This is a genomic window from Gordonia jacobaea (genome assembly GCF_965344965.1).
Lineage (GTDB): Bacteria > Actinomycetota > Actinomycetes > Mycobacteriales > Mycobacteriaceae > Gordonia > Gordonia jacobaea.
This window is the reverse complement of record NZ_CBDRLS010000007.1, coordinates 105,751-121,549: the sequence shown is the minus strand read 5'-3', so window position 1 is coordinate 121,549 and position 15,799 is coordinate 105,751. Positions and strand designations below refer to the sequence as shown.

Sequence of the window (15,799 nt, the reverse complement as noted above, 5' to 3'; positions counted from 1 at the left end):
GTGAACGCTCACAACCGCAAGACACGCGACGCCATCCTCGGACATCCCGCTCCGCGCGACATCGAGTGGACGCAGTTCATCAACATGTGGGAGGACGTCGCGGACGAGGTCGAGCAGGAGCACGGCGACCGTCTGTCGGTATCGCTCAACGGGCATCGCGAAGTCTTTCACCGCCCGCACGACGGGCGCGTGTCGATCGAGGACATCGAGCTCGCTCGCCACCTGCTGGCTGCCAAGCCTGAGGACCAGGGTGAGGGAGATCTGGCCGTGGTCACCGTCGACGCCAAGGGCGCGCGGATTCTGTCCTACGACCTCGACGAGGTGAAGGTCACCGACGCCGCGGAACAGGTGCGCGACAAGCAGTCCGTCGCGCGTCACCTGCGGACCGTCGAACGCGCAACCGGCCGCGACGACGAGAAGGAGCTCGACGCCTTCTTCAAGGAATTGTCCGGATCGATCAAGCTCGATCTGAAAGACCGCTCGTTCGTTCTCCTCGGGCACGGGAAGGGCAAGGCCGACGTCGCCGAGCAGTTCTCGAAGTGGTTGGCAGAACACGACAAGTCCGTCTATGACCGCATTCTGGGCGTCGCTGCGATCGACCTGTCCGCTGCGACCGACGCCGATATCGAGCAACGCGCAATCGAAGTGACCCGCGGGGGCGTCGTCTGATCGTCGTCTTGGTGGATCGTGCTGCGCGGATGGTGGCGCTGTTCTAGTTTGAGCGGGTGCGCAGAGTAGATGTGAGTCGACGGTCGGTGTTGGTACGAGCGGTCGTCGTCGCGCTTGTGTTGTCATTGTCGCTGCTGGGGTACTCGGGGTATTCGGCGGGTTCGGCGTCGGCGGCACCCCCGTCGACCGGGCAGGCCGCGAGTCCCGCTGCGGCGCCAACGGTTACGCCTGCGAACGACCCGTTCTACACCCCGAGCGAGCCGATCGGTGGGCTGCGGCCCGGCGCGGTGATCTCGTCGCGTGTGGTGACGCTCGGCACGAACGGCACGAGCCTGCCCGCGACGGGCACGCAACTGCTGTACCGGACCAACGATGCCTTCGGGGCGCCGTCGTCGACGGTCACCACGATCATCTCGCCGCCGGGCAGCAGGCCCGGGACGCCGCGACGCATGATCTCGTATCACGAGTTCTACGACGCGCTCGGCAGCCAGTGCGATCCGTCGTACACGTTGCGCGGTGGCAAGTCGTCGTCGAGTGCGGTCGATGTCACGATGATCGCGTCGATGGTCTCGGCCGGCTACACGGTGGTGGTTCCCGACTACGAGGGTCCCAACATGCGGTGGACCATCGGGAAGGAATCGGCGCACGCCGCGCTCGACGGAATCCGTGCGGCACAACGGTTTCTGCGCGCTCCGGCCTCGACGCCGGTCGGCCTCTACGGATACTCGGGCGGGTCCATCCCGACAGGATTCGGAGCCGAGTTGGCGCCGTCGTATGCCCCCGAGTTGAACCTGGTCGGTGCGACGGCGGGTGGTGTGCTGGTCAACCCCGCAAACAACCTCGCCTATGTCAACGGGACCACGCGGTGGTCGGCGGTGATCCCCGCGCTCATGAGCGTCTACGACGAGACCTACGGCATCGGCATCGAGAAGTACCTGTCGCCCAAGGGGGTTCAGGTGCTCGGCGACATCCGCGGTGAGTGCATCAACAACTTTCTCGGCAAGTACCCCAACCTGACCGATTCGTCGTTGCTGCTCCCGCAGTACCCGTCACTCCTCGACGTTCCGGGTATCCCCGCGGCGATCAAGGCGAACGTGATGGGTTCTCTCGGCACACCCCGAACGCCCATGATGCTCGGCGTCGGCGACAAGGACGGTCGGGGCGACGGTGTGATGCTCACCGCCGATGTGGTGGGGCTGAGCAGAAGCTACTGTGCGCGTGGACTTTCCACGTCGATCCATGTGTACAAGGGCCTCGACCATGCCGAGGCGCTCGCGCCGTGGACCGGTGATGCGTTCGCGTACCTCAACGACAGGTTCGCCGGCCGGCCGGCGCCGCGCTGCTGACAAGCGATAGTCGCGCGGCGCCGTTCGGCGTCACGCGGGGAGTCCGTCGCGGATGAGTGGACAGGTCATGCAGTGACCGCCGCCGCGTCCGCGACCGAGTTCGGCGCCGACAATGGTGATGACCTCGACCCCCTGCTTGCGCAGCAGTCCGTTGGTATAGGTGTTGCGGTCGTAGGCGAACACGACTCCGGGCTCGACGGCCACGAGGTTGTTACCGCTGTCCCACTGCTGTCGCTCGGAATCGTATGCGCTGCCTCCCGCCTCGACCACGCGGAGTTCGTTGAGGCCGAGTGCCTTGCGGACAACCGTGAGGAAGTGGTCCGACTCGGCGATGACCTCGACGCCCGGTGCGGTGTCGGACGGAACGAGCGTGAAGGGACGGATCGCGTCGACGATTTGCGGATAGACCGACACGAGGTCCCGATCGGCAAAGGTGAACACGGTGTCGAGGTGCATGGCCGACCGCAGTTTCGGCATGCTCGCGACCACTACCTTGCTCGCAGCACCGCGCGCGAACAGTTCGACGGCGACCTGCGTGACCGCCTGCCGCGACGTACGCTCACTCATCCCGATGAGGACCACCCCGTCGCCGGGTATCAGTACGTCGCCCCCCTCGATAGTTGCAGAGCCCCAGTTGATTTCGGGGTCGCCCCACCAGACCTGGGCGCCGACGAAGTCGGGATGGAATTCGTAGATCGCCTTCATGAGCAGCGTCTCGTCGTGACGTGCAGGCCAAAAGAGTGGATTGAGGGTGACACCGCCGTAGATCCAACAGGTGGTGTCGCGGGTGTAGAGCGTGTTGGGCAGCGGAGGCATCAGGTATTCGCCGCGGCCGTTGGCCTCGTCGACGAGGGCTACGTAACTCGGCCTCAACTCGACGGGTAGGTCGACGGTGGAGAGTCCGCCGATGAGGAATCTGGTCAGTTCGCGGGAGTCGCATTCATCGAGGAACTGGCGAGTTGCGCCGATCAGACCGAGCCCGGTCTCGTTGGCGACGATCTTGCGGTCGAGTAGCCAGGTTCGTGCTTCGGGGATGTCCATCGTCTCCGTCAACACGTTGTGCAGTTCGACGACGTCGACGCCACGGTCACGCATTTTGGTGATGAAATCGAAATGGTCACGCTTGGCGTTCTGGACCCAGAGCACGTCGTCGAAGAGCAGGTCGTCCGCATTGGACGGGGTCAGGCGCTCATGCGCGAGTCCCGGTGCGCACACCAGCACCTTGCGCAGCTTGCCGACTTCGGAATGGACCCCGTAGAGAGATGCTGCTGTGGTCATGGTGTGCCTTTCGTGTTGTCGGGATGATGGTGCGCGGTCGGGTCATCGACGTAGTAGGAGTGCCGTTCATGTTCGGGATGGTCGAAGATGTCTTCCGAACCCGTTGCGAGATAGACGATTCCACCGATTGCACCCACGAGGAACACGCCGAACAGTACGGCTTCGGCAGGCCGGAAGATCGGAAGTCGTTGCTCACGCCTGGCAACGATGTAGAGGATCGTGCCGAGCGCGTAGAGGATGCACGACAGCAACAGTTTGTCCCAGCCCGCGGCCCAGACCAGGAAGACCGTGTAGATCACCGCCACGGCCGCGATCACCATATCGACCGAGCGACGACTCGTGGTGGCTCCACTCTCCGAGGGACCGTAGGTCTCGCGTGTCAGCGTCAGTTTGAGCATGTAGGCGGCCGCGAGAAGGTACGGGAGGAGCGCCAGCGCGGCGGTGAGGTCGAGCATGAAGTCGAGGCCGTCGTCGACGAAGAGGATCACGATGAGGAGGATCTGCACCAGTCCGGTCGCGAACGCGAGGGCCGGTACCGGGGCGCCGGACTTGTTCTCGCGGCTGAGGAATCGGGGCATGTCGTTGCTGCGCGCCGGGATGTACAGAACCTCGGCGGCCATCAGTGTCCAGGCGAGATAAGCGCCGAGTACCGAGAGAATGACGCCGATGCGAATGAAGACCGAACCCCACTCGCCGACAAGGGATTCCAACACCGATGCCATGGACGGTTGATCGATGTCGGCCAGCTCGCCCTGCGGCATCGCGCCATAGGAGACGAGGGTCACCAGGGCGAACACGCCGAGCACGCCGATGAAGCCGAAAACTGTTGCCCGCCCGACATCTTCGCGCTTCTTGGCGAATCGGGAGTACATGCTCGCACCCTCGATCCCGAGAAACACGAAGACCGTGATGAGCATGGTTCCCTTGACCTGCTCCCACAGCGACCCGACCTCGATGCCGTTGCCGCCCCACAAGTTGTCGCTGAAATAGCCTGCATCCAGCATCACCAGGGCCAGCACGATGAAGACGAGGATCGGGACGATCTTGGCGACCGTTGCGATGCGGTTGATGATGGCGGCCTGCTTGACCCCGCGACTGATCATCCAGAAGAAGAGCCACAACCCCAGTGACGACAACACCACTGCGAGCACGGTCGAACCGTCACCGAGTGCGGGAAACAGTGCGCTCGTCGTCGCCATGATGAGCACCCAGTACGACGTGTTTCCCGCGCAGGCCGACGCCCAGAAACCGAACGCGGAGTTGAAACCCACGTAGTCGCCGAATCCGGCCTTGGCGTAGGCGAAGATGCCGGCGTCGAGCGTCGGTTTGCGCACCGCGAGTCGCTGGAACACGAAGGCGAGCATCAGCATTCCGGTGCCTGCGATGGCCCACGCTATGATGGCCCCGAGTACTCCGGTCTCGGTTCCGAATCGCCTGGGAAGCAAGAAGACTCCCGATCCGACCATCGATCCGACCACCATCGCGGTCAGCGTCGGGAGGTTGACCTTCTGGTCGGAGTCGTTGGCGGTCGTGGCAGGTTCGGCAGTCGCCATGTGCGCGCTCCTGGGGTCGGGTGGCTGCGGGTCAATACTGCATCGCGGTCATGTCGTCGGCCGTCGGAATCGTGTCCGCACTTCGGGGGTCACGGAGGCCGCGCCCGGCAGTTTTACGCAGGTCGCGGCCGTGTGCGGGTACGGCGTTAGCCATTCGTGCACGAAATGTTCACCACGCGTGAATCGGCCTTGTCTCTACGGTGGCGCCATGGCTGTGATTCCAAATCCCAAGCGCGAGTCCGCTTCTCGACGATCGGTGCTCCGGACCACCGGTCTGTGGCTCGCAGTCGTGCTTGCACTGTTGCTTCTCATCAGCGCTGTGAGCGTCATCGGGCGAGGCTTTCGCATGCTGGGCGATGAACGCGCCCATCAGCTCTTCGCCTTTGCAGGCAATCCCTTTGTGGGACTAGCCGTCGGTGTGCTTGCCACCGTCATCATCCAGTCGTCGACGACAGTCACCGCGATCGTCGTCACCGCAGTGGGTACGGGTGCGTTGACAGTGAACGAGTCGGTGCCCATCGTCATGGGGTCGAACGTCGGTACCACGGTTACCTGTACCTTTGTCGCGCTCGGTTTCGTCGGTTCGCGTGAGGAGTTCCGCCGTGCCCTGATGGCGTCGACAATTCACGACTTCTTCAACATGCTGGCGCTGTTGATCTTCTTTCCGCTGGAACTGATCTTTCACCCGCTGGCGCGTATTTCGGGCTGGCTCACCGATCTGCTGTACGGCAGCAGTCTTCCCGATCCGTCGAATATGAATGTCATTCGTTGGCTGACGCGTCCCGTGGTGACTCTCGTCGTCGACGTCGTGGGCGGGATCGGCTCTCAATACCTGGGCGCACTTCTCGTTGTTCTGGTCGGCATCGCGATGATCTTTTTCGCCATCAGGCTGCTCTCCACGCTCCTCAAGGATCTGATGGTCGGACGCGCTCGGAGCGCACTCATGGTCGCCGTTGACCGAGGTCCGATGCGAGCGATGCTGACCGGCTTCGGTGTGACCGTGATGACCCAGTCCTCGACAGTCACGAATACGATTCTCGTACCCTTTGTCGGTACCGGTGCAATCACACCGAAGCAGGTGTACCCGGTAACGCTCGGCGCCAATCTGGGTACCACTCTGACCGCTCTACTCGCGGCTTTCGCGGTTACCGGAGCCAACGCGAAGACCGGATTGCAGACCGCATTGGTTCATGTTGTGTACAACGTCGCGGCTGTGGCGGTGATCTTCGGAGTCCCGTTCCTTCGATGGATTCCGCTCCGATGTGCGGAATGGCTCGCGGATCGCTCCGTTGACAACAAGAGATTCCTGGCGACGTATCTGATATCGGTGTTCATCGCCCTGCCGCTGTCGGTGATCGTGCTCAGCATCATCTTCTGAGCTTCGGTCGGTTTCCGCAGGGACTTTTTATCTGTGTGTAGGACCTTTGTCCCTTATTCGACTGTCTGCGAAGCGCGACGCCGTGCACTCTGGGAGTATCCCGACAGACGCTCGTGCGCGGAGGTGAGTAGATGTCGGATTCGATGCTCTCGCTGCGTGCCCGACAGTCTGATCGGCACATCGAACCGTTGTGGCACTGGCGTTCACCGGTGCACCGTGAGCCCGATACCTCCGAGTCGTATTCGACGGGAGTGACCCGGGTATTGCGTTCGGCAGCACTCATGTGGTCGGGCGTTATGTCGGTGGCCCAGTTCTTCGTCTTCGAAAATTTCGCGGATTCTTTTCAGCACGCAACTGCAATTCGTGTTCTGTTCGTCGTACACGCGTGCTGTTGGCTGGTAACCGTTGCCTTGCGGTCATCGGCGTGGGCGCCCGTGACCACGTGGGCGTTGGTGTGTGTCGCGCTCGCGGTGTCGGCAGACAGCGCGAGCATCGGTGCGCTGCGGCTCGTATTGAACGTATGCCTGTGCGTCGGAATCGTCGCCGCGCTACTGGGGACGCCGCGAACCGCACTGGTGGGGGCCGGGGTTCTCTCCGGAGTGACGGGCCTCGCCATCGGCTTTGGTAGCGCCGCACACCCCTATGCGTTCACCTCGTATTACGCACTGGTCATCCCCGTCTACACCCTGTGCTCCACCGCCGCCGTCGCGCTGCTCACGTCGGGTTGGCGTGACATCGCCGAGCTGACCGACAATCACCGGTCGTCTCGTGAACGTACCGAGTGCACGGTGGTCCGAGGCATCGCCGTGGCCGAGCTCGCCAGCCATCAGTCCCGCGTTCTGCACGACACCGTGGTGAACACGCTCGGCGCCGTGGCGAACGGGGCGATCGTCAGCGGCTGCGATGCCATACGCGCGCGATGTGCCGCCGACGTCCGCGCGATCGATGCCTTGGAGCGGTTCCGTATCCCTGGTGCACCGACGATCTCCGACCTTGTCGGCTACGCGGAAACCCTCGACATCGACCTTGTGGTGCACGGGCACGCTGAACTCGACGCACTGGTGGCGCGGCAACCGCAGTGGCGAAGGCAAGAAATCATCGGTGTCATAGGTGAGTCGATCATCAACGCCGCCAAGCACTCCGGAGCAGACCGAGTGGGCATCTCGGTCGACGAGTCCGACAATCGAGTCGTCATCAGCGACGAAGGTGTTGGTATCGACGACACCGCGACCCTCGTCCGCGCACTGAGTCTGCGCGCCCGCGACGCGATGGTGCTCGTCGATGTCGAATCAGCCCCGGGTGAGGGAACCAGGGTGAGGCTCACGGTGCCCCCGTTGCAGAGCGTCGACGGCCGAAACATCTTGGCCGACTCGATATCCGGGATAGCTGTGCGGCTGGTACCGATCCTGCTCGTCGAGTTCTTCGCCGTCGCACTGTTGGCAACCACGTTTCGTACGGGGTGGTCGACGCGTGCAGTCGCGCCCGCACTCGCTGCCTGGCTTATCGTCGCCGCGGTGCTGATCACGCTCACCAGCGCAGGCCGGCGCGGCGGACGCTTGCCCGCGAGGGTTGTCGCCGTGGGCTACGTCGGGATGATTGCCGCCGGAACAGTCGCGGCAGTGAGTCCGCTCATCAGTGGGGCACCGTCTGCCAATGGAGGACTTGCACCGTCGAACATGGCGTGGTTGGGCGACGCGGCAGCGGGAATCTGCATCTGCTTCATCCTCATTGACGGTCGTCGCGCAGTGGTGTTGCCGCTGTTGATGATCGGGGCGACGGCAATGCTGACCACGATGCTGTTCTCCGCGAATGCCACATCGTCGGCGGTCGTCACGCTGTTCGCCGACGCATTGCTGATCGCGGTCTTTGCCGTTGTTCGGAGTCGCACAGCGGCACTTGCCATCGAGATAGAAGACCAACACCGCAGTGAACTGTTTCGGCGCGAGGAGTTGGAACGACGCACCGCGGAAATAAACTTTCATGCGGTGCAGGGGTATTCGATGTTGAAGCCGGCACGTGCCCTGCTCACCGAACTGGTCCGGAGCCCGCAGCGCATGGACGATCCCGACGTGCGCGCCGCCGCCGCCGTTGAGGAAAGCGCTCTACGAGCGTTGATCGCGACTCCGGTCGGACAGCAGAGCCGCTGGCTCGGTGTCATCGAGTCGGCACGGAGCGCGCAGGTGTTGCTCACGCTGCACTTCTTCGGTGGTGAGGCGCTCTCAGGTGGTGACGTCACCGACGATGTCGTCCGCGCCGTCATCGACTGCATCGGAGACGCGCGCAGCGGTGAGCGAGTGACTGTCGGGGTCTTCAACGAGGACTCGCCTGTCCGGGTGACTGTCGTCGCAGACACATTCAGCGACGGCATCGTCGAATTAGGAGGAGCGTGACATGGCACGGCTGGCGATTGTCGACGACCACACACTCGTGCGTGAAGCGGTAGCCGCTCGACTATCGGGGTGGGGGCACGACGTGGTGCTCAGCACCACTGACCTCAACCAGGCTGCCGGTCGCGACGACGTCGACGTCATGGTGCTCGATCTCGATCTGGGAGCGGCGGGAATCGCCGATGACGAGGTGGTCGCGTCGGTCGTGAGCCGCGGGGTGGCGGTGATCGTGTTGTCGGCGTTGGCCAGTGCGCGACATGTGCGACGCATGGTCGGTGCCGGCTGTTCGGCCGTGGTGTCCAAACAGGACGAACTCGACAGCCTCCACTCTGCCGTCGACGCCGCCCTCACGGGAGAGATCTGGATGACACCCACGCTGGCTCGAGCTGTGCTGTCCGATCGTGACGCCGGGCGACCAGACCTGTCTCCCAAGGAAATCGAAGCGCTGCGGCTGTACGCATGCGGGATGAAGCTCGACAGTGTGGCACGTCGGATGGGTATCGCTTCGAGTACCGCCAAGCAGTACATCGACCGTGTGCGCCAGAAGTACGAGGCACAGGGGCACCGTGCGCGTACGAGGCACGAATTGTATTGCGCTGCAGTCGATGATGGCTTCTTGGTGCGAGACGGGCGGGATATCTCAGGCTGAGTTCTCGAGTGCTTCGGCCTCGTCGGTGGAGAGGGTTCGGACTTTGAAACCCGTGAAGCCGTAGATCACGCTGAGGATGGGACTCGCATAGCAGAAGACGGCAAACGGAAGATACGAGAGCGTCGCGACGCCGAGGACAGCGCCCATGAACGCGCCGCAGGAGTTCCACGGCACGAGGGGTGAGGTGACGGTGGCGCTGTCTGCACACAGCCGCGAAAGATTCTCTGGCGCAATACGTCTCTGTATGAACACTGTTCGATAGATACGGCTTGGCAGGACCAGCGCGATGTATTGATCGCCCGCGACGACGTTGAGACCGAAGCAGGTCGCGAACACCGTCAGATACAGTCGACCGCGCGTGCGTGCCGCCGCGATCATCGGATCGATGATCCGATTGATGAGGCCGAACTTCTCGAGTAGCGCACCGAAGGTGACTGCGCCGATGATCAGCCAGATGGTGAGCAACATGCTGTCCATGCCGCCGCGCGACACGAGCCGATCGATGTCGGCGACACCGGTGGTGGCCTCGAAACCGTTGGCCATTGCTTTCCAGCCGGCCTGGATTGCGCCCACCACGGGGTTCGTCGATCCTTCGAAACCTGCGACGAATGCGGTCAGCGCGTCGTGTTGGGTGAACGGAGCCATGACCGCTGCCACGAGCGATGCCGTGATGAGCGCGAGGTACGGAGGCCATTTGCGGATGGACAGCACGATCAGCAACAGCAGGGGGATCAGGTTGACCGGGTTGATCCAGAACACACCGTTGAGACCCGCCAATTCGACGTCCTCCCCGGGAGTGGGTGTCACGGCCGGACCGGCCACGCCCAGGATGGCGAAGACGACGCAGCCGATCGCGAATGCGGGCAGCGAGGTCCACGCTTGGTTCTTGATATGCGTGAACAGATCGACCTTGACCATCTGCGCTGTAAGAACGGTGGTTTCGGACAGCGGCGAGAGTTTGTCGCCGAGATAGGCACCCGAGATGACTGCTCCCGCGCAGATCGCCGTGGACACACCGAGGAGCCCGGCGATGCCGACGAGTCCGACTCCGATCGTGCCCACGGTGGTCCACGAGCTGCCGATCGACATGGCGATGATGCCGCAGACGAGCGCCGCCGCAACATAGAAGTAGCCCGGCGAGAGAATCTGAATTCCGTAGTACACCAGCGTCGGGATGGTGCCCGATAGGTTCCAGGTACCGATCAACGCGCCGACAGCGAGCAGGATGAACAGTGCCGACGTGATCGACGAGAGCGCTCCCCGGCTGGCTTCCTCCACGTCATCCCACCGGTACCCGTTCTTGAACAGGATCAGGGTGACGATCGCGCAACACAGGATGAGTGCGACCTGGAGCGGGCCGTCGAGCGCGTCGAGTCCGAAGAGCGCGAGCGACCCGGCGATCAGCACGGCCAGCGCGATGATGGGAATCAGTGCATCGGCGAGGCTCGGCGGGCGTGGATCGGGCCGCGAGTCAGCCGAATCAACGCGGTCGTCGTGCTTTTCGGTCATCGCGTCCCCGTCCGTTGGCGTGGTGGACATATGACGTTCACCAAAGTGAATGTCACGCCAATTGTCGCGCGGAGAGGCGTCGGACATCATGCGTCCAGGGCACAATGCGTGACCACAATTCAGGGGACAACCGCGCTGCCTGTTCTCGTGCAGCTGGGTGTGTCAGGTGTTGACGATCAGGGGTGCACCGGGTTTCGACCGAGTTGCTGCCCCACGAGCGCTGCGAGGTTGTTGCCGACGAGGTTGACGAAAGCGGGCCAGGTGTCGGGGTTGAGTGCCATCGTTCCCTGGTCGCTCGTATGGCATCCGCGTCGAACGGGCTTGCCGTTCAGGCGATCTGCCATCCAGACGACTGCAGGAGCGAAGCCTTCGACGGCCAGCGTGATGTGCTCGCTGAAGTGGTCGCGCGTGTACTGGATGTCGGCTCCCGGCGTTGCGCAGTAGGTCTTCACGAGGGTGTTGACCGGACCAACCGGGGCGATCCAGTCGGGATTCGATTGGTAGATGAACATCGGGAAGGTCGGAGTGTTTCGCCCCATCTTCAACTCGTTCAGCACTTTTCGTGGTGTCGGGTAGTCCAGTGGGTCACCGGGGACGTCGATCAGTCCCTTGATGTTGAGGAACGGGGCGAGTGCCGCCTGGTAGGAGAGGCACAGGGGATTCTTGCCCGCGATGAGCGCCTTGCCCAGCGGGTTGGTATGTGCGCGTAGGAAAGCCGCGAGCTCTGGGTACTCGCGGCTGACACCGATCACCCCGGCGAGGATGAGGCCGGACGCCGCGTTGTTGTTGGCGAGGTCGACGAGCGCGCGGATGTTCGCGGGCACGCCACCTTCGGCTGCACCGACGATCGGCAGCTCGGGAGCATAGGACTCGTGAAGCTCCGACGCCCAGCCGGTCGCGATGGCACCACCGGAGTAGCCCATCAGACCAACTCGCAGGTCGCGCTTGAGTCCGAGCGGCGTGAAGTTCCGTGCACCCCGAATCGCATCAAGGGTGATGCGCCCGGCGAGAGGGCCTGCGGCGAAAGCGGAATCGGGTCCCTGATGGTCGGGGATCACCACCGAGTAGCCGGCCGCGACGAGCGACGTGATCTGGAGCAGTTCAAATGTGGAATCGACCGAGCCGGTCAGGGTTCCCGGAATCGAGGCCTGCTGCAATGCATACGACGGCGCGCAGTACTGCGCCGTCGAATCCTCGGCCGACTGCCACGAGACGAGCTTGGACGGACCGGGTTTCGCACCGCCTCGAGGTTTCAGCACGGTGGCGACGGAGGCGATCGGCTCGCCGCGAGTGTTGGTCGAGCGGAAGGAGTACTGCCAACTGTCGACGTTCAACGGAAAGATCGAGAGCGCGGCCAGGTTGACTCGTCGAGCCGCGATGAGCTCACCGGGCTGCTTGGTGGCCACGGTCTGCGCGGGTGGCGAGTAGAAACTCTTGTCGAACTCGGGGATGGCCGGCGGAACGGGGAAGGGGAGCGCCGGCGCGACCGGCACCGCCGACGCCTGCCCTGCGCCGGAGGTCAACGCTCCCGCAATCATGCCGATCGCCATCAGTGCCGCAACCACGACTGTCGACACACGCCTGACTGCGTGACCTGTTTCCCGACTCACCTGGGTGACTCCTCGTCGCCAATGAGTGAGACACCAACGTCTCACTGTGGGGAGAAGCTACTCCGGTGTGGTGTGGCACACAAGATCGGCGCGGAGTTGGCCAGATCTCGACAGGCTGGTCGGATCCTCAGAGGGGTCAGATTTCAGCGAACGCCAGGAGGACGTCGGCGAGAAGTTCGACGACGTCGTCGATCGTCTCGGGATCGGGGGAGAGGCTCCAGCGGTGCACGATCGCAGTGAGCGCGCCGACGAAGGCGATTCCGAGCTGATCCGTGCGCGAGTCGGTGGGCCTTCCCGCGAAGGCCGACATCGCGGCCACGAAGTACGACACCCACTCGTCGCGGCCGTCGAGTCTGTGCTGTTCGACACGCGGACTGACTCCGACGATCTGTGCGAACGACACCTCGGCACGCCGGGGGTCGGTGCCCACAGAGCGCATGTAGGCGCGCATCGCGGCGGTTGCCAATACGTGCGTGTCACGAGAAGTGCTCTCCGACAACGCGGTTGCGACGGCATCTCGGGCGGCACCCTGGATCTCGTCGTAGAGCGCGACGAGGAGTTCTTCGCGGTCGGAGAACAGCTCGTAGAACTGTCGACGCGACAGGCCCGCTTCTCGGCAGATCGACGTCACCGACGACTTGGCGTAGCCGGCGGAGGCGAATTCGCCCAGTGCCGCGTCGAAAAAGCGTCGACGCCTCTCCGCCAGCCGGTCGGCGACGGGACGCCCGGCGTACGTGCGCTGGCCCGGTTCCGTTGTCACAGTTCGCTTGTCACAGTTGGCTTGTCACGCTCAGGATTGTCACGGCGCGTCAATGTGCTTGGAGCGCAACTCATGTCCCTTCGACGTCAGGCAGCGCCCCGACGGAAGGTCCCACTGCCAGCCGTGCAGATTGCACGTGAGCTTCTCGCCCTCGATCACACCGAACTTGGAGAGGTCGGCCTTGAGGTGCGGGCAGCGGCGTTGAATTTCCCAGCCGTCCTTGACGATCGACGCCGAGTCGTCGTGCGCTTCGGAGAACCAGCCGTCGGCGTATGCGATTCGCTCGTCGGTGAGGCATTTGAAGAAGGTGTAGAGGTACTCGTTGTAGCCGCCGATGCGCCACGTGGTGAACCGCGTCGACAAGAAGATGGTGTTGACCCAGTCGGGCTCTTGATCGCGCAGCACCGTGCGCACCAGTTCGGGGGCGATGCGGAAACCGTAGCGGTACTTGCCCTCTCCCTCTTTTGGCTCGCGCACGATGCGGTTGGGGAAGTCGAGCACGACGGTCTGCGCCTGCGGGTGGTCGGCGCCGTCCTTGCTACGGAAGTCCGGGGTGATGACCAGACCGACCGGGTAGCCGATGCCGTCGCAGATCAGGTCCGACTGCACCATGATCGGCTCGAACAACTCGCGGAGAGGTTCGAGGAGCGACTCGCCGTCGTCGACTGCCCAGGTCTTCTTCTGTGCGGCGATGACCGGTGCGAACTTCTCCTTCATCTGCTCGAGGTACGCCTGCTTGTTCTCGCCGAACACGTCGTGCGGGGCGTACGGGTGGCTGACCTCGTCGAGCGTCGAACCGGTGAAGCGGGCCGTCGATCCCGACACCATCATCAGGCCGCGGTGATGCTCGCCGTCGTCGGTGCCGTGGATGACCATCTGCTCGAGGAAGGTCTCCTGGTCGGGGAAGATCGACGTCACGTCGCCCGGCCGTGCGTTCTGGGAGGGATCGTCGATCCCGGAGCCGAAGTCGTTCAGCTCGAACAGGTCGTCGTCGAGGAACATCGGTGGGCCTGCTGTCGGGATGACCCACGTCGCCCCGACCTGTTCGATGTAGGAGCGCGCGCGGTCCATGCCGCGCTGACGCTTCTGCGCGGCGAAGTTGGCCTTGGAGCGCTTCGGGATGTCGTAGACCATCGGGTACCAGATGGCGCCCGAGTACTGCAGCATGTGGACGTCGACGTGGCCGAACTGCTCGGCGATGACGTCGAGGTCGATCGGTCGGGCGTCGTTCATGTTGAACGCGGTGGTCTCGCCGTCGGAGACGACGAGGCCGGAGTCGCCGATCGGGCCGTCGGCGGGTGCGCGCAACGCGATGATCATGATGTCGAGGTCGCCCTTGGGGCCGCTGACCGTGGTCTTGACCGAGTCGGTCGTCTCGACGAACTTGGTGAACCCGAGCTTCTCGAGCTCGCGCTTGAGGTCGGGGACCGGGTAGTCGGGGAGCAGGACCGTCGCGTCCTTGCTGACGTTCTCACGCAGGTTGCGCTCGTCGAAATGGTCGAGGTGCAGGTGCGAGACGTAGAGGTAGTCGCACTGGCCGAGCGCTTTCCAGTCGAGTTCGGAGTTGTCGGGGAACGGCACCCACGACGCGAAGTACGTCGGGTTGGTCCAGGGATCGCAGAGGATCGAGCCTGCGTTGGTCTGGAGGTGGAAACCGGCGTGTCCGATGCTGGTGATCTGCACGTGGGGCCTTTCGTGTTCGCGCGGGGGCTGAAGTTCTACGGGTCGCGCGGTGGAGCTCTCGACCATCCAATCTATCGACTGCGTGCAACTCGCGTCATGGGGCTTCGGTACCGTTCTCGATCGCTGTGACAGGGCGCACTTCCTCGTATGTGCCCGCGGGTGTAGATGAGTCACGCTCAGGTGTTGCGGCACTGGCTAAGCTCGACACATGGAACCCGTGTACGCCTCTGTGATCACAACCGCGCGACTGTTGTGGCTGGCCGAAGGCCTGAAGTTCGAGATCTCCGGCGTCGAGAACGTCCCCAAGAGCGGGCCGGGCGTGGTTGCGCTCAATCACACGGGCTACATGGACTTCACCTACGCGGGCATCCCGGCGTATCTCCAGGGCAAGCGGTACGTGCGCTTCATGGCGAAGAAAGAGGTCTTCGACAACAAGGTCTCGGGGCCGATCATGCGGGCGCTCAAGCACATCCCGGTCGACCGGGCCAATGGCGCCGACAGCTATCACCAGGCAGTCGAGTACCTCAAGCAGGGCGAGCTGGTCGGGGTGTATCCGGAGGCGACGATCAGCCGGAGTTTCGAGCTCAAGGACTTCAAGAACGGTGCCGCGCGCATGGCACTCGAGTCCGGGGCGCCGCTGCTCCCGACGGTGATCTGGGGGGCGCAGCGCGTCTGGACCAAGGGATACCCCAAGCAACTGGGCCGCACGGGCTACAAGATCATGGTCGGCGTGGCCGAGCCGATCGAGCCGGTCGGCGATCCCGACACCTTGACCGCGCAGTTGCACAAGTCGATGAGCGAGAAGCTGCTCGAACTGCAGGACGCCTACGGTGAGCACCCCAAGGGTGAGTTCTGGGTGCCCGCGCGACTGGGAGGTTCGGCGCCGACGCTGGAGGAAGCCAACCGCCTGGACGCCGAGGAGAAGGCTGCCCGGGACGCGCGCAGGGCGGCGCGTGACGAGTCGTCGCCGGAGTAGG

General features: G+C 63.7%; 12 protein-coding genes. 6 read left to right on the top strand and 6 right to left on the bottom strand.

The features are described 5' to 3' along the window. Both ACRVY7_RS20975 and ACRVY7_RS20970 read left to right on the top strand, forming a co-directional pair. On the top strand, positions 1-669 hold the full coding sequence (locus ACRVY7_RS20975) for a hypothetical protein (protein ID WP_049700208.1): 669 nt from the start codon (positions 1-3) through the stop codon (positions 667-669). 116 nt (positions 670-785) lie between these two features. Next, entirely contained in the window at positions 786-2,015 is a 1,230-nt protein-coding gene (locus ACRVY7_RS20970) for a lipase family protein (RefSeq protein ID WP_431818565.1), read from the top strand. Between the two features lie 30 nt (positions 2,016-2,045). On the opposite strand, the gene ACRVY7_RS20965 is transcribed toward ACRVY7_RS20970, so the two are convergent. Further along, the gene (locus tag ACRVY7_RS20965; protein ID WP_431818505.1) at positions 2,046-3,293 is read right to left on the bottom strand and encodes an arginine deiminase; all 1,248 of its coding nucleotides are present in this window, start codon (positions 3,291-3,293) and stop codon (positions 2,046-2,048) included. Beyond that, positions 3,290-4,846, bottom strand: coding sequence for a basic amino acid/polyamine antiporter (locus ACRVY7_RS20960; protein WP_431818504.1), 1,557 nt, complete (start codon positions 4,844-4,846; stop codon positions 3,290-3,292). Before ACRVY7_RS20960 ends, ACRVY7_RS20965 begins: the two co-directional genes overlap by 4 nt. A gap of 208 nt (positions 4,847-5,054) precedes the next feature. Between ACRVY7_RS20960 and ACRVY7_RS20955 the strand changes: the two genes are divergently transcribed. The 3 genes from ACRVY7_RS20955 to ACRVY7_RS20945 all read left to right on the top strand — a co-directional run bounded on the left by ACRVY7_RS20955 (position 5,055) and on the right by ACRVY7_RS20945 (position 9,260). After that, entirely contained in the window at positions 5,055-6,224 is a 1,170-nt protein-coding gene (locus tag ACRVY7_RS20955) for a Na/Pi symporter (protein WP_431818503.1), read from the top strand. A gap of 131 nt (positions 6,225-6,355) precedes the next feature. Further along, positions 6,356-8,614, top strand: a complete 2,259-nt coding sequence (locus ACRVY7_RS20950) for a hypothetical protein (protein ID WP_431818502.1) — start codon at positions 6,356-6,358, stop codon at positions 8,612-8,614. 1 nt (position 8,615) lies between these two features. Then, on the top strand, positions 8,616-9,260 hold the full coding sequence (locus tag ACRVY7_RS20945) for a response regulator (RefSeq protein ID WP_431818501.1): 645 nt from the start codon (positions 8,616-8,618) through the stop codon (positions 9,258-9,260). On the opposite strand, the gene nhaC is transcribed toward ACRVY7_RS20945, so the two are convergent. From nhaC to ACRVY7_RS20925, 4 genes are all read right to left on the bottom strand, one after another. After that, the gene (nhaC, locus tag ACRVY7_RS20940; RefSeq protein WP_431818500.1) at positions 9,252-10,769 is read right to left on the bottom strand and encodes a Na+/H+ antiporter NhaC; all 1,518 of its coding nucleotides are present in this window, start codon (positions 10,767-10,769) and stop codon (positions 9,252-9,254) included. The two genes, ACRVY7_RS20945 and nhaC, sit on opposite strands and share 9 nt — an antisense overlap. Before the next feature lie 176 nt (positions 10,770-10,945). Then, positions 10,946-12,319 (bottom strand): lipase family protein, encoded by a 1,374-nt coding sequence (locus ACRVY7_RS20935; RefSeq protein WP_431818564.1) that lies wholly within the window; start codon positions 12,317-12,319, stop codon positions 10,946-10,948. A gap of 196 nt (positions 12,320-12,515) precedes the next feature. Beyond that, positions 12,516-13,139 (bottom strand): TetR/AcrR family transcriptional regulator, encoded by a 624-nt coding sequence (locus ACRVY7_RS20930; RefSeq protein WP_431818499.1) that lies wholly within the window; start codon positions 13,137-13,139, stop codon positions 12,516-12,518. A gap of 39 nt (positions 13,140-13,178) precedes the next feature. After that, entirely contained in the window at positions 13,179-14,822 is a 1,644-nt protein-coding gene (locus ACRVY7_RS20925) for a Rieske 2Fe-2S domain-containing protein (RefSeq protein WP_431818498.1), read from the bottom strand. A 208-nt stretch (positions 14,823-15,030) separates the two neighbouring features. Here ACRVY7_RS20925 and ACRVY7_RS20920 point away from each other — a divergent pair, with 208 nt between their 5' ends. Beyond that, complete coding sequence (locus tag ACRVY7_RS20920) at positions 15,031-15,798, top strand: lysophospholipid acyltransferase family protein (RefSeq protein WP_431818497.1); 768 nt, start codon at positions 15,031-15,033, stop codon at positions 15,796-15,798. Position 15,799: the final 1 nt, after the last annotated feature.